Raw genomic sequence first — 23310 nt, forward strand, 5'->3', positions numbered from 1 at the left:
GCGGTGATCCCGGTCATCGACATGGCGGCCCGCCTCGGCATGAAGATGACCGAGCCGTCGGAGCGCTCGGCGATCATCGTTACCGATATCGCCGGCAAGCTTGTCGGTCTGCTCGTCGAGCAGGTCTCTGACATGATGACGATCAAGAGCGAAGCTTTGCAGCCGGCGCCGGAGATCATCCCGGAAGCGCAGCGCGCCTTCTGCCGCGGCATCGTCGCGCTCGAAAAGACCATGGTCTGCTTCCTCAACCTCGACACGGTCATCGCCGACGAGCTGGCCCAGGCCGCCTGAGACAAGCTTGTTTGCCGCTTGAGAAAGCCCCGGCGCATCGGCGCCGGGGCTTTCTTGCGTTTCGGCATGATTTCGGCCCGGTTTCGCCCGTTCTGGAACGATACGGTCAAGTTAAACTTCGGCAATGAACTTCACGCTTGGGGGATGCCATTGTGACAAAACGTCATGCGGCCGGCGACGATACTTGTACTAATTTATGATTGTTGCTGGTGCCCGAACGGAGGCCGGGTGCCTGTCTCGCAAACAGGAGTTGAACCTATGACAATCTCTCTCAGGAAACTCGCCGCCGTGCTCTCCGTTACGATGGTCATCGCCGGACCGGCTTTGGCCGATAGCTACTATCCGGGCATCGACGTCAACAACCCTCCCGGCACGATGAACACGCACAAGACGATGACGCCGATGAAGCGGCCGACCGCTTCGGTTGACACGATGTCGACGGGCAGCATCAACAGAACTGCAGCACCGACCCCGGTCTATCGCGACCGCAATCCCTATGGCCAGTACCAGGGCGGCGATGGCGATTACTACCAGGGCATCGTTCCGCCGACGGCCTACTAGACTATCCCGCTCCAGTGGAAACGCTTGAAGCGGACAGACGATTTGAAATGAATGTGCCGGGAAGTCCTTGTGCGTTCGCTTGAACGCACGGCACTTCAGGCATGCACGAAAGCGGAACGGGTTGCTCCCAGACTTCTCCCTGTTCCGCACCGAAGAGGTTTCGGAAGCGCCTGCGAAGGGGCAGGCGCTTTCAACCTTGACCGATCGCCTTGCGCGCCGATGCCGGCGGCAGGGGCCGCTCCTATTGCGGCTTGCCGTTCTGCCAATTGACCGTCTGGCCGTAGAGCGGAATGGTGGTGATCGACATCTTCGCCGAGCCATCCGTCAATTCGCGCGAATGCGCCAGATAGATCAGCGTGTCGTTCTTGCGGTCGTAGATCCGCGTGACGAGCAGGTTCTTCCAGACGAGCGACAAGCCAGCGCGAAACACTTCTTCGCCTTCCTTGGAAAGATCGATATCGCCGATTTCGATCGGGCCGGTCTGCCGGCAGGCGATCGAATTGTTGGACGGATCCTCGAACCAGTTTCCGTTCTTCAGCCGGTCGATGACGCTGCGGTCGAAATAGGTGACATGGCAGGTCACGCCCTTGATCTTGGGGTCGGTGACCGCATCGATCATGATGTCGTTGCCGAGCCAGTCGACCCCGACTTCGCCCACCGTTTCGGCGCGGGCAGGCAGAGCGGCGGCGATGATGGCAAGGCCGGCAAAAAAGAGCGCACGAAGCGAACGCGACATGAATGTCCTCCTGCAGCGCCTGGCGTCTCACGCAAGGGCGCCGTATCAATATGAATTCGCGCGTGTTTTCACCGGGAGGCCCCTTAAGAAACGTGCGCGGGCAGCGAGGTTCACATAGGTTCGCCAGTTCGCTTTACAAGGCGCCGCCGGCTCAGGCGGTGCCGCGAAGAAGCTGCGGCTCGAGGTTTCGGGTCTCGGCGGCCCGCATCTGCGCGGCTGCCGCGGCAAGCGCCCGTGCGCTGGCCTCGGGCTGGAAGCGGCCGGCGATGGTGCAGCGGTCGCGGCCGTCGGCCTTGGCGTCGTAGAGCGCCATGTCGGCGCGGATCATGATGTCGCTGATCGTATCGCCGGGCTCTGCTTCGGCAAGGCCAATGCTCACCGTCAGCCGGATCGGGCGGTCGAAGCGGCCGATCGGCGTATCGCGCACGGTGCGGCCGATCTCCTCGGCCACCGCAAAGGCGGCGTCCTCCGAGTGGTTGGGCAGGACGATGCCAAATTCTTCGCCGCCAATGCGCCCGAGCGTGCCGCGGCCGCCGAGACAGGCGGCGACGGTGCCGGCGAAATGGCCGAGCGCCGTGTCGCCGACCGCGTGGCCGTAGCGGTCGTTGATCTGCTTGAAATAATCGAGATCGAGTAGCAGGAAGGTGACGGGCCTCTGGCGCGCAAAACCCACTGCCAGCGCCCGTTGTCCGAGGTCGAGCAAGGCACGGCGCGACAGGGCGCCCGTCAGCTCGTCGCGGGCAATGGCGCTCTTCAGGTCGGTGATCACCCGGTTCTGGATCATCAGGATCACGCCGAGGAACAGCACAGGCAGGTAGAAATATCGAAGCACGACGCAGGCGAAGTCCCAGCTGGCCGACGCCAGCGGGGTTTCGGCGGTGCCGTGCGCAATCGGCGAGAAAATCGTGACCGCGATCAGGGCGGAACAGCCGATGGCGGCGCAACCGATGACGCAGAGGCGCTCGATCGGCCCGGGTGCTGCGCGCCGATGCTGCGAGCAGACGGCGATGATCAGCACGAAGGCGGCGGCAATGCCGACGGCCGACAGCGCGTGCAATGTCGCGCTCTGCGGGCCGAAGGCGGCAATCAGCAGCGCCACGGCCGAAATCGAGGCGGCAGCGACCAGCGGCGTCGACATCGGCCGGAGGACACCGAGCGCCCGGTGAAAGCCCGAGAGCACGAAAAGACAGGCGCCGATGAGAAAGACGATGCCGATCAGCGACAGCGGCCGTAGCGCCGGGATCTCGGACAGCATCAGAAACAGCGTTGCCGCGGCTGCAATGGCGCAGGCGGCTGCGAAATCCGTGCCTCCCTCGACCATGGAGGCCCGCAGGGAAATCAGCACAGGGAGCATCGCCAGAAGAGCGATGATCGATATGGCAGGGAGAAAGCTCATTTCGAAACGGCCTGTCGTGCTAAAATCAACAAAGGCGGCTTGCGTCTCAGCCAGATATGTGACGCCAATTGGTAGCGATGGCGCCTTAACGAAACCCGGCGAAATCCGTTGCAATTTTAGCGATTGGCCGGGATTGGCGCGGTTGTTCACAGCGGCGCCGGATCAACCGGGAGAGGGCGCGCCGACAGGCGAAGAGGCGCGCGCAAGCGGCGGCGCGGACAGGCCCGGTTGATGCTCTTCAGGTGGCGTAATTTGCGCCCGGGCCGGGCATTTGCGCCCCTGTTTTCAGGCCCGATGATGAAACAGGAGAACGAGCCGGGAGAGGCGACATGTTCACGGCAACGTGGCTCTTCGAGGACAGGGCGGATGCCGGGCGCCAGCTGGCGCGCGCGGTCGAAGACGAGCGCCTTGACGATCCGCTCGTCATGGCGCTGCCGCGCGGCGGCGTGCCGGTCGCCTATGAAATCGCCGTCCATATCGCCGCGCCGCTGGAAATCCTGATCGTGCGCAAGATCGGCGCGCCGGGGCATGAAGAATTCGGCCTGGGCGCGCTGGTGGACGGCGAGGAGCCGGAACTGGTGCTCAACCGCCGGGCGATCCGGCTGGTCCGCCCGGCGAAAGGCTATCTGGAGGCAGAAACCGAGCGCCAGCGCGCCGAGATCCTGCGCCGCCGCACCCTCTATTTCGGCGACCGTGCGCCGACGTCGCCCCGGGACCGCGACGTGATCCTCGTCGACGACGGTATCGCCACCGGCGGCACCGTGCGCGCAGCGATCAAGGCGCTGCGGCGCATGGGGGCGGGACGCATCATGCTCGCCGTTCCGGTGGCGCCGAAAAGTGAGCTCGCGGAATTGCGCAGCGAGGTCGATCGTATCGTCTGTCTCGCCACACCCTTCGCCTTCCGTGCTGTCGGGCTCTACTACCGCAATTTCGAGCAGACGGCGGACGAGGAGGTAATTGCGTTGATGGAGAACGCGCGGCTGCGCAGCGAGCGCGATTGATCCCTGTTCCGGGCAAGCCCGGCTCCGGTTGCCGCGACTTTCGCCAAGCATCCGAATAGTTGCCCGAGGCCGCCGAAACCGTCTTGCAAGCCTCCTTCTGCCGCGCCACATTCCCGGCGCGCGATGTTGCCGGGAGAGGGGCGCCGGAGGAGGCGCCCGGAGGAGATGTCATGGCCGCGAAACTGGAGATCGGAAAGACGCTTGAGGATTTCTGCCGGCCCGAGCGAATGGCGCTCATCGTCTACGACATGCAGGTGGGGATTACCAATCAGGTCAAGAACGGCCCGGCGGTGCTGTCCAAGGTGCTGAAGGTGCTGGACGCTGCGCGGGTCGGCGGGTTTCCGGTGATCTTTCTTAGGCATCTGTCGATGCCGAAGCCGCTGATGGGCGCCTTCCAGCTGCGCCAGGCAATGGCCTGGCAGCGCACCGATGATCCGGATGTGGTGCATCCCTGGTTCCTGCGGGGCACGCCGGGCTTCGAACTGGTGCCGGAACTTGCCCCTCGCGACGACGAGGCGATCCTCGACAAGATCACGTTTTCCGCCTTCGAGGGCACGCCGCTCGCCATGATCCTGCGCGACCTCGGGCTTACCTCCTTCGCCATCTGCGGCATCGCCACGGAAATCGGCATCGACCCGACCGTGCGCCATGCAACCGATCTCGGCCTCGTGCCGGTCGTCGTTCGCGACGCGTGCGGGGCGGGGCATCACGATGCCGGCGAACGCGCGATGGAGAACATCGCCTTCATGGGCGATGCGATCATGACCGACGTTCAGACAATCACCGCGGTAATGACCAAACGGTAACACCGCTTCAGCTATTCCTTCGATTTCATCCCGTTTCAGGATCTTGCAATGACCGAAAACCTTCACATCCGCCCGATCGCCCGCACCGACTACGAGCAGTGGCTGCCGCTCTGGGACGGCTACAACGCCTTTTACGGCCGCTCCGGCGAAACTGCGCTCGACCCGGCGATCACTGCGATGACCTGGTCGCGCTTCTTCGACGCCTACGAGCCCGTTCATGCGCTGGTGGCCGAAAGCGAAGGGCGGCTGATCGGGTTGACCCACTATCTCTTCCACCGCAGCACGACGATGATCCAGCCGAACTGCTACCTGCAGGACCTCTTCACCAATGCGGAGGCTCGCGGCAAGGGCGTCGGGCGGGCGCTGATCGAGGGCGTTTACGAGGCGGCACGGGCGGTTGGCGCGCCGCGCGTCTACTGGATGACGCACGAAACCAATGAGACGGCGATGACGCTTTACGACAAGGTTGCGGAGAAGTCGGGGTTCCTGGTGTACCGGAAGGCGGTCTAAAGCTGTCCTTGCGGTTCCTCACGTCGCCCTACGTGCGCGGTCCCGGGTTCGCACAAGTGCAAGAGCTCCCATCAACCGGAGCCGGGATCTATTGACTTTAACGGTACGGGAGATGCCGGATCGGAATCCGGCACTCCAGATCGTCTTCTCGTCAACCTGTCCTAACAGGCGAAACTCACTCACGCCTTCTCGACAAACCCGTCGAGCACCCGCTTCTGGCCGGCGCGGTCGAAGTCGATTGTGAGCTTGTTGCCCTCGATGGCGGCGATGTTGCCGTTGCCGAACTTCATGTGGAAGACGCGGTCGCCGACCGAGAAGCGGGAGGGTTCCGTGGCGGTCGATTTCGCCACCAGCTCCCCGTCGATGGTGCGGCCGCGTGGGCCGCTTTCGCCGTAGCCGATGCGCTCGACCGCGTGGCCGGAGCGGGTGCCCCAGTTGTCGCGGGTGGCGTCGGAGCGGTTTTGCTGCGCGCGCTTCCAGCCGGGCGTCGAATAGTTGTTTTGGAAGGGGTCGGCCTTGTCGAAGCGCGACTGGCCGTAGCCGCCGCGACCATAGCCGCCATAGGACTGCTCGTTTTCGGCCACGTCCACATGCGCAAGCGGCAGCTCCTCGAGGAAGCGTGACGGCATGGTCGACTGCCAGAGGCCGTGGATGCGGCGGTTGGAGACAAACCAGATGTGGCAACGGTGCTTGGCGCGGGTGATGCCGACATAGGCAAGGCGGCGCTCTTCCTCAAGGCCGGAGCGGCCGCCTTCGTCAAGCGCGCGCTGGTGCGGAAACAGGCCTTCCTCCCAGCCGGGCAGGAACACGGTGTCGAACTCCAGGCCCTTGGCCGAATGCAGCGTCATGATCGAGACGGCGTCGAGGTTCTCGTTCTGCTCGGCATCCATGACCAGAGCGACGTGTTCGAGGAAGCCGCGCAGCGACTCAAACGCTTCCATCGAGCGGATCAGTTCCTTCAGGTTTTCGAGCCGGCCCGGTGCTTCCGCCGTCTTGTCGTTCTGCCACATGGCCGTATAGCCGCTCTCGTCGAGGATCTGCTCGGCAAGCTCGGTATGCACGGTGGTCTCGAGCAGGCTCTGCCAGCGGCGGAAGTCGGTGACGACGTCGAACAGGGCTTTCCGCGCCTTCGGCTTCAACTCGTCGGTCTCGATAATCTCGGAAGCGGCCGCCAGCATCGGAATGTCGCGGGCGCGGGCATAGTCGTGCAGCGTGCGCACGGTGGTGTCGCCAAGGCCACGCTTCGGCGTGTTGATGATGCGCTCGAAGGCCAAGTCGTCGGCCGGTTGGCAGACCAGGCGGAAATAGGCCATGGCATCGCGGATTTCGAGACGCTCATAGAAACGAGGCCCGCCGATGACGCGGTAGTTGAGGCCAAGCGTGACGAAGCGGTCTTCGAATTCGCGCATCTGGAACGAAGCGCGCACCAGGATCGCCATGTCGTTAAGCTTGTGGCTCTTGCGCTGCAGCTGCTCGATTTCTTCGCCGACGGCGCGGGCTTCCTCTTCCGAATCCCAGGCGGCGTGCACCTGCACCTTCTCGTCATCCGGGTCGGTTCGGTCGGTGAAAAGCGTCTTGCCGAGGCGGCCTTCATTGTGGGCGATCAGGTGGCCGGCAGCACCCAGGATATGTTCGGTCGAGCGATAGTTGCGCTCGAGCTTGATCACCTTGGCGCCCGGGAAATCCTTCTCGAAGCGCAGGATGTTGTCGACTTCCGCGCCGCGCCAGCCATAGATCGACTGGTCGTCGTCGCCGACACAGCAGACGTTCTGCGGGACGCCCTTCGGCCGCTGGGCAAGCAAGCGCAGCCACATGTACTGGGCCGTGTTGGTGTCCTGGTACTCGTCGACGAGGATGTAGCGGAACTTGTCGTGATAGTCCTTCAGCACGTCCGCGTGCATGCGGAAGATGCGGATCGGGTGCAGCAAGAGGTCGCCGAAGTCGCAGGCGTTCAGCGTCAAGAGCCGGTTCTGGTAGGCGGCGTAGAGTTCGCGGCCCTTGCCGTTGGCAAAGGCGCGCGCGTCGCCCTCGGGGATCTGGGCGGGGTCGAGGCCCTTGTTCTTCCAGCCGTCGATCAGGCCGGCGAACTGCTTGGCTGGCCAGCGCTTGTCGTCGATGCCTTCGGCCTGGATCAACTGCTTGATCAACCGCACCACGTCGTCGGTGTCGAGAATGGTGAAATCGGAGCGCAGGCCCACGAGTTCGGCGTGGCGGCGCAGAAGCTTGACGCCGATCGAGTGGAAGGTGCCGAGCCAGGGCATGCCTTCGACCGCATGGCCGACGAGCACGCCGATGCGCTCCTTCATCTCGCGCGCCGCCTTGTTGGTGAAGGTCACCGCGAGCATCTGCGAGGGGAAGGCGCGGCCGGTCGTCAGGATATGGGCGATGCGCGTGGTCAAGACCCGGGTCTTGCCGGTGCCGGCACCTGCGAGCACCAGCACGGGTCCGTCCAGCGTCTCGACGGCTTCGGCCTGTTCCGGGTTGAGGCCTTGGAGATAATCCGGGCGCGGCTGAGCACGATCACGCGCCGCCATGGCGCGCGCAGCAATGCCGCCAGTTGCCGGAACACCTGCGGGGGCGGGCTGCTGCTTGCGCGGCGCCGGCTCCTCGTCGAAGAAGGGAATGTCGTCGAAACCACTCATCATGCGGCTCAATGTAGTGATTCGGTGGGGAAAGGCCAGAAAGGATGTTCTTCTTTTATTCCGTTTTCTGCGCCAGCCGCACCAAGCCTGTGGAAAGACAGGCGATTTCGAGACCGCTTATTCTTGGGCCTGTTTCGTTTCTCGCATGTCGTCGCCGCAAAACCGCTTCACACTTTTGCGCGACATGCTTCACCCAGCCGTCTTGTCGAAAGCGGGATCGACAGGCACCTGCAGCGCGGTCGCAAGCTGGTTGGTGCGGGCGGCAAGCGAGATCACGCGCAGGAGATCGGCGTGCTCGGCATCGCTCATGCCCTTGGCTTTTGCCGCAGCCGTATGGGAATGGGCGCAGTAACCGCAGCCATTGGTGACGGAAACGGCGATGTAGAGCATCTCCTTGACCAGCGGATCGAGCGCAGACGGCGTTGCCATCACCGCCTTCACGTCGCGCCAGGTCTGCTCCAGCAACTCCGGATCGAAGGCGAGCCACAGCCACATATTGTTGATGAAATCGGACTTGCGGGTGGCGCGGATGTCGTCGAACACGGCCTTGACGCGCGGATCGGCTTCCGGATTTGAGGGCGGGGTTACGGTGCTCATGGGGCTCCTTCGCTGTTGTCGTTGGTGGCGGCACGCGGGCTGGCCGGTGGCTTGATGCGACGACGATAGCCGACGTTGCAGCGATTGCCAGCGTTGCGTTTGAGGAGCCGTGGCCGATGCGTTCAATTGGGGATTTCGTTGCAGGGTTGATTGTTCGAGCCGAAGGGGCCCGATGTAAACAGCACGCCCTTGCTCGAGCCCTGACAGGCGTTGCCGTTTTGCGTGACGATGAAGACCCGGCGGCCGCAAAAGCCCGAAAACAACCTTTCTCTCGTCAAACGTGTTCCAGCCAAAAGCTGGTTGTGCTCTATAGGTCGGTGACCTAGAAGTAGCTTCGGACGCTCGAAGCGGCGTTCAGGCAGGAGCCCGACCATGATCAAGATGAGCGTCTACTATCCGGCCGATGGTGGCACGAAGTTCGACCACGACTACTACCGCACCACGCACATGCCCTTGCTCCAGGACCGGCTCGGCGATGCCTGCCTGCGCTACGAGATCGACAAGGGCCTTGCGGGGCGCGAGCCTGGAAGCGCGCCACAGTTCGTCGCGGCGTGCCACGTCTACGCGCCGAGCCTCGAGACATTCCAGGAGGCGTTAGGTCCGCACCGCGCCGAAATCTCCGCTGATGTCGCCAACTATACGGACATCGCGCCCATCGTGCAGATCAGTGAAGTCGTTGGCGGCTAGGGTGCTTCCGCGCGTCAGGCGTCGCCGTTGACCTTCCGCGATCGGCGTCCTGTTGGCGCACCGTGATCCATGGTGACGCAGCCGGTGCGGAGTTGGTCGACGATCGGGAACATGTGGTTGCCGTGGACACGGAAACCACCTTGCTCCCTTTAAGCTCGCCTCAGCCAAACCCTGGTTGTGCTCTTTAGGTCCGTGACCTAGACCAGCGCAAAGACGCGGGCCGGGCCGCCGGTGCCGCCGCGATGCTTCGGCGCGCCGAGGATGAGGGTTGCGCCCTTGACCGGCAGCTTGTCGAGATTGGCGGCGGCCTCCAGCCCCCAGCGTCCCTCCGGCAGCCAGGCATAATGCGTGGCGAAATCGGGCGAGGGGCCGTGGTCGAGCGAGAGCGTATCGACGGCAATGCCGGCCGCCTTGCTCTCTTCGATCAGATATTTGGCGGCCTCGACGTGAAAGCCGGGGAAGTGCAGCTTGCCGGCGCCATCGGCATTGCGGAACTTGTCCGTGCCCATATGCGCGCTCCAGCCTGACAGCATGGCGACGCAGGCGTTTTCAGGGATTTCGCCATTGGCTGAGACCCAGGCCTTGAGATCGTCGGGCGTCACCTGCGCATCGGCATCGGCCTCAGCTTTCTTTCTGATATCGACGATCACGAGCGGCACCACCAGCTTGTCGACGGGCAGTTCGGCGACGGAGAGACCGTCGGCCGAGAAGTGCAGCGGCGCATCGACATGGGTGCCGGTGTGCTCGTTCACTCGCAGCTCGAACATGTTGAACTTGTCTTTGGCGTAGTTGAATTTCTCCTCGCGGAAGAACTGCTGCTGGCCGAAGAAGGTCGGGAAATCCTCGTGCAATTCATGGGTCAGGTCGGTGACGCTTGAATGCCCCTGCGCCAACGCCGGCGGTGCCGCGCCCACGCTTGCGGCGGCAAGGCCCGCGGTCCCGACCGCGGCTGCTTTGAAGAAGCTGCGGCGCGAGAGCATGCGCTCTTTCACCGTTTGCATGACACAGGCATCGCACATCGACTTCTCTCCCCCAAGAGGCCTGAAGACAGGCGCAAAGCCGGCCGAAAGACGCTGCCGGCGGTTGCAGGATAGCGCAGTGTCGGCGGCTGTAAATGGTAATTGTCTAGTGAATTCCTGGACAAAGCTATGATGCGTCGGTGCGTCATCATCCCGCCAACAAATTCGCTTTTATTACAATTGCGTAATGATGGTATTCTGTCATTGCCCCGACACGTGCGAACAGGGATACTCCGGGCAATCGGAACGAACCGCCGGCCGCGCCGCGCTGGGGCGTGTTTTTTGCTTAATTCGGAGACTTGAATGCGGGTTTGGAAACAGCTTGCGGTGAGCGCCGCTGTGCTTCTCGTGGGCGCAGGCGTCTGGGTGCGGTTTGTGCCCGGCGCCGGTGAAACGCTGGCGGCGATCGGTGTTTCGCACCCGCTGATCGATGCCTTGTCCAAGCCAGGTGCTGAAGGCGGCGCGGGCGGCGAACGCGGCAATGGACGCGGGCAGGGCGGCAACAATGCCATCCTCGTTATGGTTAGGCCTTCGGGTACGTCTGTTGTCAACGACCGGCTGAACGCGATCGGCAACGGTGAAGCGATCCATTCCGTCACCGTGACGCCGACGGCGACCGGCAACCTCACCGAAATTCTCGTGCGCTCCGGCGAAAAGGTGGCGCAAGGCCAGGTGATCGCCAGGCTCGACAGCGACGACCAGAAGATCGCCGCCGACCAGGCGCGGCTGACACGCGACAGCGCCCGCGAAAAGGTCGAGCGCTACCGCAACCTCAGCACGGCGCGGGCGGTGTCGGCGGTGGATGTGCGCGACGCCGAGATCGCCATGCAGACCGCCGAACTGGCGCTGAAGACCGCCGAGCTCGACCTCAAGCGCCGCGATATCGTGGCGCCGTCGAAGGGCGTCGTCGGCATCATCACCGTCAATGTCGGCGACTATGTCACGACCACGACGCCGATTGCCGTCGTTGACGACCGCTCGGAAATCCTCGTCGATTTCTGGGTGCCGGAGCGCTTCGCCAACAAGATCAGCGTCGACCAGCCGGTCACGGCCTTCGCCATCGCCCAGCCCGGCAACCAGCTCGACGGTGCGATCCATGCGATCGACAACCGCCTCGACCAGGCGAGCCGGACGTTGCGCGTGCGCGCACGGCTTGAAAACCCCGACGATAAGCTTAGGGCAGGCATGTCCTTCTCGGTCACGGTCGCCTTCGACGGCGACACCTATCCGACGGTCGATCCGCTGGCGATCCAGTGGAGCTCGGAAGGCTCCTATATCTGGCGCGTCTCGGGCGACAAGAGCGAGAAGGTGCCGGTCAAGATCATTCAGCGCAACCCGGACAAGGTGCTGGTGGACGCAGCGCTTAAGGAAGGCGACGAGGTCGTCACCGAAGGCGTGCAGCGCCTGCGCGACGGCGGCGCCGTGCGCATTGCCGGCCGCGAGAGTAAGCAGGAACCGCAGAAGGTTGCGGAGGAAACCAAGTGAGCGGCGGCGACAGTCAGTCGAGCGGCCATGGTGGTGGTCACGGGGGCGGTGGCGACAAGATGTCAGCCCGCGAGCGTGGCAAGACCGGCTTTACCGCACTCTTCATCCGCCGCCCGATCTTCGCGCTGGTGGTCAACACGCTGATCGTCGTTGCCGGGCTTGCGGCCTGGAACGGCATCGAAATCCGCGAACTGCCGCAGGTCGACCAGCCGGTGATCTCGGTAACGACGACGCTCGATGGTGCAGCGCCCGAAACGATGGACCGCGAGGTCACCTCGGTGGTCGAGGGTGCCGTGTCGCGCGTGCAGGGCATCCGCGACATTTCCTCGACCTCGTCCTTCGGTCGCAGCCGGGTGACGCTGCAGTTTTCCGACACGACCGATATCGGCCAGGCTTCCAACGACATCCGCGACGCGCTCGGCCGGGTGCGCAACCAACTGCCCGACAATGTCGACGAGCCGAGCATCGTCAAGGCCGACGCCGACAGCCAGCCGATCATGCGCCTGGCTCTCACCTCCGACACCATGTCGATGGAAGACATGACGCTGCTCGTCGAAAACGAGATCAGCGACCGGCTCGCTGCCGTCGAGGGTGTGGCCGACGTCGCAGTCTATGGCGACCAGGAGAAGATCTTCCGCATCGACCTCGACCAGGCGAAGCTCGCCGGGCGCGGGGTGACGGTCGCAAACCTCAGGACAGCGCTGGCCAATGCCTCCTATGACGTTCCGGCCGGAAAGCTGACCAGCGCCAGCCAGGATATTTCCGTGCGCGCCACGGCCGACCTGCAGACGCCCGAGCAGTTCGAAAACCTGATCCTCGTCAACAATGTGCGCCTGCGCGACGTCGCCACCGTGACGCTCGGTCCCGACACCGGCACGACGGCGCTGCGCTCCAACGGTCGGCAGGGCATCGGCCTTGGCATCGTGCGCCAGGCGCAGTCCAACACGGTCGATATTTCCGAGGGCGTGCGCAAGGTCGTCGAGACGATCCAGACGCAGATCCTGCCCGAGGGCACGCAACTCAGGATCACCAGCGACGATGCCGTCTTCATCAACGGCGCCATCCATGAGGTGGAGATCGCGCTGATCGTCGCGGTCTTTATCGTGACGCTCGTCATCTACATGTTCCTGCTCGACTGGCGGGCAACGCTGATCCCGACGATCTCCATGCCGATCGCGCTGATCGGCACGGTGGCGGCGATCTACATGGCGGGCTTTTCGATCAACATCCTGACGCTGCTGGCGATCGTGCTGGCGACGGGTCTCGTGGTCGACGACGCGATCGTGGTGCTTGAAAACATCGTGCGACGGCGCGCCGAGGGCTTGGGCCCACGGGCCGCCGCCGTGCACGGCACGCTCGAAGTGTTCTTCGCGGTGCTGGCAACGACCGCGACGCTTGCCGCCGTCTTCGTGCCGCTGTCGTTCCTTCCGGGCCAGACCGGAGGCCTCTTCCGAGAGTTCGGCTTCGTGCTTGCCTTCGCGATCCTGCTCTCCTCCTTCGTGTCGCTGACGCTCTGCCCGATGCTCGCCTCGCGCATGCTGACGAAGGATACCCACACGGTGCCCGGGCCGATGGCGCGGTTCGGCGCGCGGGCAGCCGGCTTCTACCGGGTGACGCTGCGCGCTTGCCTCAACGCACCGCTGATCGTCTTCGTCATCGCGGGCTTTTTCACCGCCATGGGCGCCGTCGGCTTCCTGACTCTGAAATCGGAGCTGACGCCGACCGAAGACCGCTCGCAGATCATGATGCGCATCAACGCGCCGCAGGGTGTTTCGCTCGAATATGCCCAGGCCCAGATGCGCCGCATCGAGGACGGCCTGCAGCCGCTGGTCAAATCCGGCGAGATCGACAACATCTTTTCCATCTCCGGGCAGGGTGGTTCGGTCAACAGCGGCTTCATGGTGCTGACGCTCGCTCCCTGGGACAAGCGTGACCGAACGCAACAGGATATTGTCGCTGATATCAACAAGGTGACCGGGCGGATCCCCTCGGTTCGCGTCTTTGCCATGCAGCCGAACAGTCTCGGCATTCGCGGCGCCGGCAGCGGCCTGCAGGTGGCGCTGGTCGGCAACGACTACAACAAGCTCGGTGATGCGGCGGCAAAGCTGGTGCGCCAGATGGAAGACACCGGGCGCTTCGAAAACGTCCGCCTCAACTATGAAGCCAACCAGGCGCAGCTTTCGATCACCATCGACCGCGAGCGTGCGTCCGACATGGGCGTCGATATCGGCGGCCTCGCCTGGGCGCTGCAGGCTATGCTCGACGGCAACAGCGTCGTCGATGTCTATGTCGACGGCGAATCCTATCCGGTGAAGCTTCTGTCCTCGACCAACCCGGTCAACGACCCGACCGACCTGCAGAACATTTTCCTCAAGGCCGGCGACGGCAAGATCGTGCCGATGTCAACGATCGCCAGCGTCGAGGAGATGGCGGTGGCGCCGCAGCTGTCGCGGGAATCGCAGCTTCGCGCCGTGTCGCTTTCGGCGGGCCTCAAGTCCGACCTCGCGCTCGGTGAAGCCTTGACCATGGTCGAGCAGATGGCAGAGCCGCTGCTGCCGCCGGGCTCGCGCATCATGCCGCTTGCCGAAGCCGCAACGCTCAACGAAAACGCCAACGGCCTGTTCGTCACCTTCGGCTTCGCGCTCGTCATCATCTTCCTGGTGCTCGCGGCTCAGTTCGAGAGCTTCGTCAGCGGCCTCATCATCATGTCGACGGTGCCGCTGGGGCTTGCCTGTGCGGTTTTTGCGATGATCATGACCGGCAACACGCTCAACATCTACAGCCAGATCGGCCTCGTGATGCTCGTCGGCATCATGGCGAAGAACGGCATCCTGATCGTCGAATTCGCCAACCAGCTGCGCGACCGCGGCGAGGACGTGCGTTCGGCGATCGAGAATGCCGCCAATATCCGTCTCCGGCCTGTGATGATGACGATGATCGCCACCATCGTCGGCGCGGTGCCGCTGGTGCTGGCAAGCGGTGCGGGCGCCGAAGCGCGCATCGCGCTCGGCTGGGTGCTCGTCGGCGGCCTTGGCCTGGCGGTGATCGTCACGCTCTACCTGACGCCGGTCGCCTATCTGGTGATCGCGCGCTTCACCAAGCCGCATGCGGACGAGGAGCGCAAGCTGCACGAGGAGATGGACGCAGCGGCGGCCATGGAAGTGCGCTAACCGAAACGGCCGTCAGCGGGCGGCTTACAATTCGAGCCAGGCGGCAACGAGAAAGATCGCTGCCGCCAGGCCGCCAAGCGCGCTGCGCCCGGCGTGGAGCCTGCCCCAATATTTGAGCAGCTCGCGACTGTCGTTGCCGGCGTCTTCGGGCCGGACTGCCTCCAGCTGGCGGTTGACCGGCAGGACGAAGAGCAGCGTATAGGGCCAGTTGAGGATGATGATCGCGGCGCCCAGTCCCCAGAGAACATGGCCGGTCTGCCCCCAGGCGCCGGCGCCAAGCAGGCCCGAGATGAGCGCGAGCGTCGCCTGCATCTCGAAGCCGCGGCGATAGGACGGCACCCACTGCACGAGTGCGGCGCGATCGTCGAGATGCAGCCGTGCCGGCTGTTCGGCCCAGGTGATGTAGATGGCGGCGCCGAAGAAGACCGACGCGGTGAGCAAAGCGGTGAGACCCAACATTTGCCTCTCCTTCCTTCACCCCGATATCATAGCGCAAGGCCGGGCAAACGGCAGGTGGTTTCCGCCGCTTCGCTCTCATACGTAGCGGTGCCGGAGTTCGGTCGGTCTGAGGCGTTCCTTTTGCCAGTGGCAAATCTGGTGCGACGCGGTTTGCTCGTTTGCAAGGCCCTCTGTCTACCGGGCCGCCCGCGCTATGTGCCGTCACGCCGCACGATCAGCGCCGTCGCGCAGAGCACGACCTCCACCTCTTCTTCGAGTTCGAGGCAGATCTGCCGGTATTCGTCAGCGAGATCCGGGCGGCCGCCGCCCAACACGAGTGCGTCGCGCATGTTGACCGCAAGTTCGTAACTGCAGAACAGCTCAATCATGCAATCTGACGATGCCGACGCGATGCTGCCCCTCAAGTGCGGCAACCGCATCATCAGTCGCTTTCTGCCGATCTCTCCAAGCACGTCACACGTCCTTCCGCTCGGCCTTCATACGCAAGGACTTCCCGAACGGATCACCGCGCGGCGCGGTGTGGAAATGACATTTCGGCAAACGGGGACAAATTGTGTCGGCTTTTCAGCGTTGGTGTTTTCCACGCTGTCATACAGTCTTGTGACACTCCGGTCTCACGTCAGGCGTTTTCCTGCGCTACTGTGAGCGGGAAGTGGGCGAGCGTCTGGACAAAGTGATTCCGATTTGCACAGTAGCGCCTTGAAATGACTGCGCTTCCCGAACATCGAAAAGGCAGCGCGGCGAATGCAAGAGGAAGGGCGTTTTCCGTGGCATTGAAGGCGATCAGGGCTGGCGCGAGAAACGAGGCGGGGATTGCGGCGGCAAAGGCGAAGCTTTCCGCCCGCTTCGGCGACCGGTTCCAGACGGGCGAGGCGATCCGCGCCCAGCACGCCCACACCACCACCTATATTCCGGCGCAGCTTCCCGATGGCGTGGCGTTTGCCGAAAGCGCCGGCGACGTTCGCGAGATCGTCCAGATCGCCGCCCGTCACAAGGTGCCGCTGATCCCGTTCGGCACCGGCTCTTCGCTCGAAGGCCATATCAACGCGCCCCATGGCGGCATCTCGGTCGATCTCTCGCGCATGAACAAGGTGCTCGAGGTCAATGCCGAGGATCTCGACTGCCGCGTCGAGCCGGGCATCACCCGCGAGGAACTCAACACCTACCTGCGTGACACCGGCCTGTTCTTCCCGATTGATCCCGGCGCCAACGCCTCGATCGGCGGGATGGCCTCGACGCGGGCGTCCGGCACCAATGCGGTGCGCTACGGCACCATGAAGGACAATGTGCTGGCGCTGACGGTGGTGACCGCTGACGGACGTGAAGTCCGTACGGCGCACCGGGCGCGCAAGTCCTCGGCCGGCTACGACCTGACGCGGCTCTTCGTCGGAGCCGAAGGCACGCTCGGCATCATCACCTCGATCACGCTTCGGCTGCAGGGCATTCCGGAGGTGATTTCCGGCGGCGTCTGCCCGTTTCCGACGATCGAAGACGCCTGCAATGCGGTGATCCTGACCATCCAGTCGGGCATTCCGGTGGCGCGCATCGAACTGCTCGATGCGCTGCAGATGAAGGCCTGCAACGGCTATTCCGGCCTTTCCTACCAGGAGACGCCGACGCTGTTCGTCGAATTCCACGGCAGCCCCGAGAGCGTCGAACTGCAGGCGCGCCAGTTTGGCGAGATCGTCTCGGAGTTCGGCGCCAGCGACTTCCTCTGGACCACCAATCCGGAGGAGCGGGCGCGGCTCTGGAAGGCCAGGCACAATGCCTACTGGGCGCAAAAGAGCCTGATCCCGGGTGCGGCGATCCTGTCAACCGATGTTTGCGTGCCGATCTCGCGGCTGGCGGAATGCGTGGCGGCAACGCAGGAAGACAGCGCCGCCCACGGCCTGACCGCGCCGATCGTCGGTCATGCGGGCGACGGCAACTTCCATGTCGGCCTGCTGTTCGACGACAAGGATGCGGCCGACGTGGCGCGGGCCGAGGCGTTCGTCGAGCGCCTCAATGCGCGGGCGCTGGCGATGGACGGGACCTGCACCGGCGAGCATGGTATCGGCCAGGGCAAGATGCCGTTCCTCGAGGCGGAACTTGGCGATGCGCTCGACCTCATGCGGCAGGTCAAGCGCTCGCTCGATCCGGACAACATCTTCAATCCCGGCAAGATTTTCGCCTGAGGCGGAGAAGGAATGCGACCGTCGGGCGTTGCGCTTTTTTGGGTCGATGCGCCGGGGCGAAAGTGTGATACTGCATAGTTCCGATGTCGGCATGGACGCCCGGCGATTTATGCGGCAAATCAAGATGCTACAGTGCTGGACACGGCGCTGTCGGCGGGCGCCAGGTCCTGGCGCTCCAATCGATGCGCGGCGCGCCATGCGCCGCTGAACTGATATGGGAATATAGGCACGGTGCTTTCGCGAATTCTGCTTGCCGTCGGTGGACTTGTGGTCGTTGCGCTCTTTGCGGCGCTGATCGCTCCGTGGTTCATTGACTGGACGGATTTCCGCAAGGAGTTCGAGCGCGAGGCAAGCCGCATCATGGGCAAGCCCGTCGTCGTGCATGGAAGCGTCGATGCGCGGCTGATCCCGTTTCCGACCGTGACGCTCAACGACGTGCGCGTCGGCGCCGCCGAGGATGGCGACCCGCTGATCCAGGTGGCGCAGTTCTCGATGAGCGCCGAACTTGCGCCGTTCCTGAGCGGCGAAGCCTTGATCTTCGACATGAAGCTTGACCGCCCGAAAGCCAAGGTGCGCCTGCTGCCCGACGGCACGCTCGACTGGGCGAGGGGCCGGCGGGCCTCGATCCCGGCCAAGACCGTCGTGCTCGAAAATGTCGAGATCACCAACGGCCAGATCGAATTCGTCGACGAGCAGACCGGCCGCACCCGCCGCGTGAGCGGACTTGCCGCAGACATTTCGGCCCGCACGCTCGCCGGGCCCTGGAAGGTCGAGGGGCGCGCCGCGCTCGATGGCGAAGCCGGCAGTTTTTCCTTGACCAGCAACGAGGTGGACGAGGCGGGTACGCTCAGCCTGAAGGCGCGCGTGACACCCGACAAGCGCCCCTTCGGCGTCGAGACCGACGGCTCGCTGCGCATCGTCGATTTCAGGCCTGTCTATAGCGGCCGCTTCACGCTGACGGAGAACCGGCCGCAGGGCGAGACGAAGGATGCGGACGGGCGGGCGCCGCTACGCATCAACGGCAACTTCCAGCTGACCAACGAGAGCATCCGCGTCCCGGAATACCGCTTCGAAATCGGCCCGTCGGACGATCCCTATGTGGTCACCGGCGAGGCGACGCTCGATACCGGCAAGGACCAGAAATTCCTGCTGATCGCCGACGGCCAGCAGATCGACGTCAGCCGCATCGGCCCGAGCCGCAACAACAAGACCGGCCGCGATCCGGCAATCTCGATGCGCCAGCGGCTCGAAGCCATGCTGGCGATCGCCGCCGACATTCCCATCCCGCAGGTGCCCGGCCGCGCCAGCCTGAAGCTGCCTGCGATCGTCGTTGGCGATACGACCGTGCGCGACGTGCGCATCGACGTACAGCCCGATGGCGCCGGCTGGGTGATCGACAATGTCGTGGCGCTGCTGCCGGGGCGCACGCAGCTCGAAGCCAAGGGGCGGCTGAACCTCAAGGGACAGCGCAGTTTCCGCGGCGACCTCTTGCTTGCCTCCAACCAGCCTTCCGGCCTTGCCAACTGGCTGGCGGGCTCCGTCGATCCGGCGATCCGCAAGCTCAGGACCGCCGGCTTTTCGGCCAAGGTGAACCTGACCGATACCTTGCAGCAGTTCGAGAACCTCGAAGTGGCGGCCGACGAGGCGAGCCTCAAGGGCCGGCTCGAGCGGCAGTCCTTCGCCGACCAGCAACCGAACCTCTCGCTGCAGCTGAAGGGCAACCGCATCGATTTTGAGGCGCTGCAGGCGCTGACCGGGCTGGTGGCGGGCGACGCTTCCACCGACACCTTGCTGCAGCATGCGATTGCCGCCGATCTTTCGGCCGACGAGTTTTCCGCCTTCGGCGAGGAGGCGCAGGACGTGCAGGCGGTGCTGACGCTTAAGAACGGCCAGCTCCAGGCCGAGCGCGTGGCGATCGGCTCGCTTGCCGGCGCGCAGCTCGCCTTTTCCGGGCGGGCCAGCGGCGACCTCGACAAGCCCGTCGTCTCGGCCAAGATGAAGCTTGCGGCCAAGAATCTGACGCCGTTCCTGGAAATGATCGGCCGCCACGCGGTCAATCACCCGGCGCTCAGGCAGCTGATCAAGGCCGGCCCCTATTACAGCGACACGGCCTTCGACGTGACGCTGACGGCCGGCAACAAGGAAGGCAACGCGCCCGCGACCTTCGGAATCTTCGGGACCGCCAACGGCACCAAGATCGCCGCCAGCTACCAGGCGCCCGACATGGCGCAGGCTCTGACCGGCAAGGCGATGCTTTTGGAAGCGACGCTCGAAAACCCAGAGACGCGGCTGCTGCTTGGCCAGACGGGTTTCGATCCCTTGCCGTTCGATGCGGATGCCAACGGCATTCTCTCGGTCAAGCTGCAAAGCACCGACGGACCGACGGCGAACGGCACGGTTACCTTTACCACCGAGAAGACCTCGCTTGCCGCCAAGGGCAGCGTCGATCTTTCCCGCGATCATTTCCTGGAAGGTCAGGCGAAGGTGACGCTGCAGACCCAGGACCTGGAGCCCTATCTTCTGCTCCAGGGCGTGGCCGTGCCGCAGATGGGCAGCGGCCTGCCGCTGACCGTCTCCGCCGATATCGCGACGACGCCCGAAACCATCGCGCTCACCACCGTCGAGGGCAAGGCCGACCATAACGGCTTTAGCGGCAATCTGACGATCGACCGCAAGACGCCTGGCGCGGCCAGCGGACAACTGACGCTCGACACGCTCGATCTTGCCTGGCTCGGCGAGGGCGTCCTCGGCCCGATCGAGGATTCGAACGGGGCCTTTTCGAAGGGGGCTCTGGCGCAGCCGGCCTGGACCGGTCTCAACGTGGCGCTGGACGTGCAGGCGGGCAAATTCTGGCCGGGCGTTTATGGCGCGGTCACGAGCTTTGCCGGCAAGATGGAATGGAAGGGTGACGAGGTCGCATTGACCGATGCGGCCGGCGACTGGCTGGGCGGCAAGCTCGCCGGACGCGTGCAGATCGGCAATGCCAACGGCTCTGGCTTCCTGCGCTCGCGCCTGGACGTCAAGGGCGGTGACCTTGCGCAGGCGGGCTGGGCCCATGCGGGCACGCCGGTCGCGACCGGGACCTTCGATCTTTCCGTAGCGCTTGAGGCTTCGGGTGCGACGCCCGAGGCGATGGCGCATTCGGCAAGCGGCTCGGGTACGGCAACCTTCAACGGCATGACGCTTGCCGGCATCAACAGCGGGGCGCTGCCGCAGCTGATCGCAGCCGCCGATGCGCTGAAGACGCAGATCTCGGCGGACGCAATCAAGGGTGCCGCGGAGGCGACCATCTTCTCTGGCCAGTCGCTGGTCGGCGTCGTCAAGGCGCCCTTCAGCATTGCCGGCGGGGTGCTGCGAGCGCAGAACGTGACGGCCGGCGACGGCAACGCGGCGATGACCGGCGAGGCCTCGCTGGACCTTGCGGCGGGCCGTATCGACGCCGGTATCGACCTGACCTTCCGGCCCGGCGACGAGGCGCTTGCCGGCGCCGAGCCGCGCGTGCGCATCGGCTATGCCGGCCTGATGGAAGATCCGGGGGTCGATCTCAACGTTGCCGATCTTGCGAACTTCCTGTCGCTGCGCGCTTTCGAGCGCGAGCGCCGGCGGGTCGAGATCCTGCAGGCAAACGTGCTGGAGAAGCAACGCCTTCGCCGCGAACTCGCGCTTTACAAGGCGCGGGCCGAGGCAAGGGAACTGGAGCGCAAACGCGCTGTTGCCGAGGAGCGCCGGCGGGCTGCCGGCGCTGCCGAGGCCGCTCGCCTCAAGGCGGAAGCAGATGCGCGCGCAGAGGCCGAACGGAAGGCCGAAGCGGAGCGGCAGGCGGAAGCTGCACGCCGGGCGGCAGAGGCAGCGCGCAGCGCCGTCCAGGGCCAGCCGCAGACGGGGCCGAACCCCCAGACCCAACCGGACGGAGCCACCGGCACCCCTCCCGGACAGAAGCTCAACTTCGACGTCCTGCCCGACGTCACGGTGCAGTAGCAGGCGATTGCGCGGAGCACGACGGCCCCGTGCTTTCGGGGCCGGAGATGTGCCGCCGCTTGCGCAGGCGGCCGTGATCCCATCCTTGGCTGGCGGCCCCTGAAGCCCATCGCGATCCTAGCCTCGCTCTCTGCGCTTTCGGTCTTTGATGCTTCGCATGCCGTTATCGCAAACGGCTGCGCAGCTTTGCGACGTGCTTCAGCTTCAGATTTCGAAGGTGGTTCATCGAACCGGCGTTCATCCGGCGCATCGTGGCGCGCGAAGGGATCGGCAGAGTTTTAACGAATTCTGAAGCACATCCTCCACTATTGATCGCTAAATTAGCAATTTGCGTTGGATGGGGCAGGGGGCGCGGCTTGCGGGCCGCGTCGTTAATCGGCGCATGGGAAGGATGACGTCGATCGCTCCGGATTGACCTGAGCGGCGCGTCGCCGTCTGCTGAGGGGCTACGATCAGAGATGCGCTACAATTTGCGGAAGAGAGCCGCCCGCATCCTTGCGGACGAGAAGGGCAACTTTACCGTTCTGACCGCGCTGATAGCGGTGCCGCTGCTGAGTGCCGCGTCGATCGCCATCAACCTGGCGCGGATCAACCTCGAGGCCGCCAAGATGCAGACGGCGCTCGATGCTGCCGCCTTTTCGGCGGTCAAATCCTACGGCGAGGGGGAGACCGAGGCCAGTGCCAGGGATCTCGCCAACAACGTCTTTTTCGCCAATTTCGGCCAGGCGGAGGCCGTCGATCAGATCGGCACGGAGAGCGGCGTGTCGGTGGCGGCCGCGCCGGTGCAGATCGCCTTCGGCGCCGCCGGCGTCGAGACCACGGCGACCGCGGCCTACGCGCTGAAATACAATCCGCTCTTCTTCGGGCTGCAGCCCTATACGATCGACCGGGAAAGCGTTGCCGCGCGCATGCCGGGGCGGGAGGCTTGCATCCTGGCTCTGCACCCGACGGCGAGCCGAGCCTTCGAGGTCAGCGGCGGGGCAAGCGTCGACACGTCCGGCTGCACGATCACGTCGAACTCCACCGACGCGCAGTCGATCTATCTCAGCGGCTCGGCCACGCTCAAGGCCGAGTGTCTCTATGCCGCCGGCAAGGTGTCGGCGACGCTCGCCAATCTCCAGCTTGCCTGCGGCAAGGCGGTCGAGGAGGTGGCCCCGATTCCCGACCCCTTCCGGTCGAAGAAAATGCCGACCACGGGAGGTTGGGTGAGCGTTGCCGGCTGCGGCCAGAATTTCGTCGGCGGCGGTGGCGGCAACGGCGACTGCAACGGCACCGGCAAGACGCCGAACAACGCGCCCGACACCTACCGCGTCGAGTTGAAGCCCGGCACCTATGGCGCGCTCGAGATCAAGGGGAGGGTTCTTCTGAGGCCCGGCAACTACATCATCGACGGCGGCAGCCTGAAATTTACCAGCCAGTCGGTGCTGAGCGCCGAAGGGGTCACCTTCTTCCTCCTGAACGGCGCCCAGCTCGACATTCACGGCGGGGCGACCTTCCAGGTCAGCGCGCCGACGACCGGCGACTGGGCCGGCTTCTCGATCGTCGCCGGGCGTAACAACACGGCCACCGCCACCATCAACGGCAACAGCGCCTCGTCGCTCGCCGGCATCATCTACATGCCGGCGTCGCGCGAGATCCAGTATGCCGGCAACGGATCGACCGGCGGTGAATGCGTGCGCATCGTCGCCCAGGAGATCACCATGATCGGCAACAGCAGCTTCAAGCTGGATTGCAAGGCGGTGCTGGCCAACACCACCATCAACAATCCAGGTGCGATCCGGCTGGTGCGATAACGACG

General features: G+C 64.5%; 18 protein-coding genes. 11 read left to right on the forward strand and 7 right to left on the reverse strand.

Annotated features, from left to right (window positions below; translation table 11 throughout):
* Together L981_RS22625 and L981_RS22630 are read left to right on the forward strand one after the other, a co-directional pair.
* Positions 1 to 291, forward strand: a 291-nt coding sequence (locus L981_RS22625; RefSeq protein ID WP_043621427.1) for a chemotaxis protein CheW, incomplete at its 5' end; no start/stop codon positions are given.
* 258 nt (positions 292 to 549) lie between these two features.
* Entirely contained in the window at positions 550 to 852 is a 303-nt protein-coding gene (locus tag L981_RS22630) for a hypothetical protein (protein WP_043621430.1), read from the forward strand.
* 241 nt (positions 853 to 1093) lie between these two features.
* Here the strand turns inward: L981_RS22630 and L981_RS22635 are convergent, their stop codons facing one another.
* Entirely contained in the window at positions 1094 to 1588 is a 495-nt protein-coding gene (locus tag L981_RS22635; protein WP_043621433.1) for a CreA family protein, read from the reverse strand.
* 151 nt (positions 1589 to 1739) lie between these two features.
* Positions 1740 to 2984 (reverse strand): diguanylate cyclase, encoded by a 1245-nt coding sequence (locus L981_RS22640; protein WP_043621436.1) that lies wholly within the window; start codon positions 2982 to 2984, stop codon positions 1740 to 1742.
* 329 nt (positions 2985 to 3313) lie between these two features.
* On the opposite strand from L981_RS22640, the gene L981_RS22645 reads away from it, so the two are divergent.
* The 3 genes from L981_RS22645 to L981_RS22655 all read left to right on the forward strand — a co-directional run bounded on the left by L981_RS22645 (position 3314) and on the right by L981_RS22655 (position 5301).
* Positions 3314 to 3985, forward strand: a complete 672-nt coding sequence (locus L981_RS22645; protein ID WP_043621439.1) for a phosphoribosyltransferase — start codon at positions 3314 to 3316, stop codon at positions 3983 to 3985.
* 170 nt (positions 3986 to 4155) lie between these two features.
* A complete protein-coding gene (locus tag L981_RS22650; protein WP_043621442.1) occupies positions 4156 to 4791 on the forward strand; it encodes a cysteine hydrolase family protein in 636 nt (211 codons plus the stop codon).
* Positions 4792 to 4839: 48 nt separating this feature from the next.
* Complete coding sequence (locus L981_RS22655; RefSeq protein WP_043621445.1) at positions 4840 to 5301, forward strand: GNAT family N-acetyltransferase; 462 nt, start codon at positions 4840 to 4842, stop codon at positions 5299 to 5301.
* Positions 5302 to 5480: 179 nt separating this feature from the next.
* On the opposite strand, the gene L981_RS22660 is transcribed toward L981_RS22655, so the two are convergent.
* Positions 5481 to 7946, reverse strand: coding sequence for an ATP-dependent helicase (locus L981_RS22660; protein ID WP_043621448.1), 2466 nt, complete (start codon positions 7944 to 7946; stop codon positions 5481 to 5483).
* 186 nt (positions 7947 to 8132) lie between these two features.
* Positions 8133 to 8540 (reverse strand): carboxymuconolactone decarboxylase family protein, encoded by a 408-nt coding sequence (locus L981_RS22665; protein WP_043621451.1) that lies wholly within the window; start codon positions 8538 to 8540, stop codon positions 8133 to 8135.
* Between the two features lie 372 nt (positions 8541 to 8912).
* On the opposite strand from L981_RS22665, the gene L981_RS22670 reads away from it, so the two are divergent.
* Complete coding sequence (locus tag L981_RS22670) at positions 8913 to 9227, forward strand: EthD family reductase (protein ID WP_043621455.1); 315 nt, start codon at positions 8913 to 8915, stop codon at positions 9225 to 9227.
* A gap of 197 nt (positions 9228 to 9424) precedes the next feature.
* Here the strand turns inward: L981_RS22670 and L981_RS22675 are convergent, their stop codons facing one another.
* A complete protein-coding gene (locus L981_RS22675) occupies positions 9425 to 10246 on the reverse strand; it encodes a cyclase family protein (protein WP_043621458.1) in 822 nt (273 codons plus the stop codon).
* Positions 10247 to 10549: 303 nt separating this feature from the next.
* On the opposite strand from L981_RS22675, the gene L981_RS22680 reads away from it, so the two are divergent.
* Positions 10550 to 11731 carry an efflux RND transporter periplasmic adaptor subunit gene (locus L981_RS22680; RefSeq protein WP_043621460.1) on the forward strand — a complete coding sequence of 394 codons (1182 nt, stop codon included), beginning with the start codon at positions 10550 to 10552 and terminating at the stop codon, positions 11729 to 11731.
* 59 nt (positions 11732 to 11790) lie between these two features.
* The gene (locus L981_RS22685) at positions 11791 to 14901 is read left to right on the forward strand and encodes an efflux RND transporter permease subunit (protein WP_043621530.1); all 3111 of its coding nucleotides are present in this window, start codon (positions 11791 to 11793) and stop codon (positions 14899 to 14901) included.
* Positions 14902 to 14925: 24 nt separating this feature from the next.
* Here the strand turns inward: L981_RS22685 and L981_RS22690 are convergent, their stop codons facing one another.
* Positions 14926 to 15360 carry a DUF1772 domain-containing protein gene (locus L981_RS22690; protein WP_043621463.1) on the reverse strand — a complete coding sequence of 145 codons (435 nt, stop codon included), beginning with the start codon at positions 15358 to 15360 and terminating at the stop codon, positions 14926 to 14928.
* A 191-nt stretch (positions 15361 to 15551) separates the two neighbouring features.
* Positions 15552 to 15728 carry a hypothetical protein gene (locus L981_RS34665; RefSeq protein WP_156134193.1) on the reverse strand — a complete coding sequence of 59 codons (177 nt, stop codon included), beginning with the start codon at positions 15726 to 15728 and terminating at the stop codon, positions 15552 to 15554.
* A 399-nt stretch (positions 15729 to 16127) separates the two neighbouring features.
* Between L981_RS34665 and L981_RS22695 the strand changes: the two genes are divergently transcribed.
* From L981_RS22695 to L981_RS22705, 3 genes are all read left to right on the forward strand, one after another.
* Complete coding sequence (locus L981_RS22695) at positions 16128 to 17534, forward strand: FAD-binding oxidoreductase (RefSeq protein WP_043621467.1); 1407 nt, start codon at positions 16128 to 16130, stop codon at positions 17532 to 17534.
* A gap of 231 nt (positions 17535 to 17765) precedes the next feature.
* Positions 17766 to 21512: an AsmA-like C-terminal region-containing protein gene (locus tag L981_RS22700; RefSeq protein ID WP_082006126.1), complete on the forward strand. Its 3747-nt coding sequence runs from the start codon at positions 17766 to 17768 to the stop codon at positions 21510 to 21512.
* A gap of 458 nt (positions 21513 to 21970) precedes the next feature.
* Positions 21971 to 23305, forward strand: a complete 1335-nt coding sequence (locus tag L981_RS22705) for a TadE/TadG family type IV pilus assembly protein (RefSeq protein WP_043621470.1) — start codon at positions 21971 to 21973, stop codon at positions 23303 to 23305.
* Positions 23306 to 23310 lie beyond the last annotated feature (5 nt).

The sequence above is a fragment of the Ensifer sp. ZNC0028 genome, assembly GCF_000799055.1.
In the GTDB taxonomy this organism is placed as follows: domain Bacteria; phylum Pseudomonadota; class Alphaproteobacteria; order Rhizobiales; family Rhizobiaceae; genus Ensifer.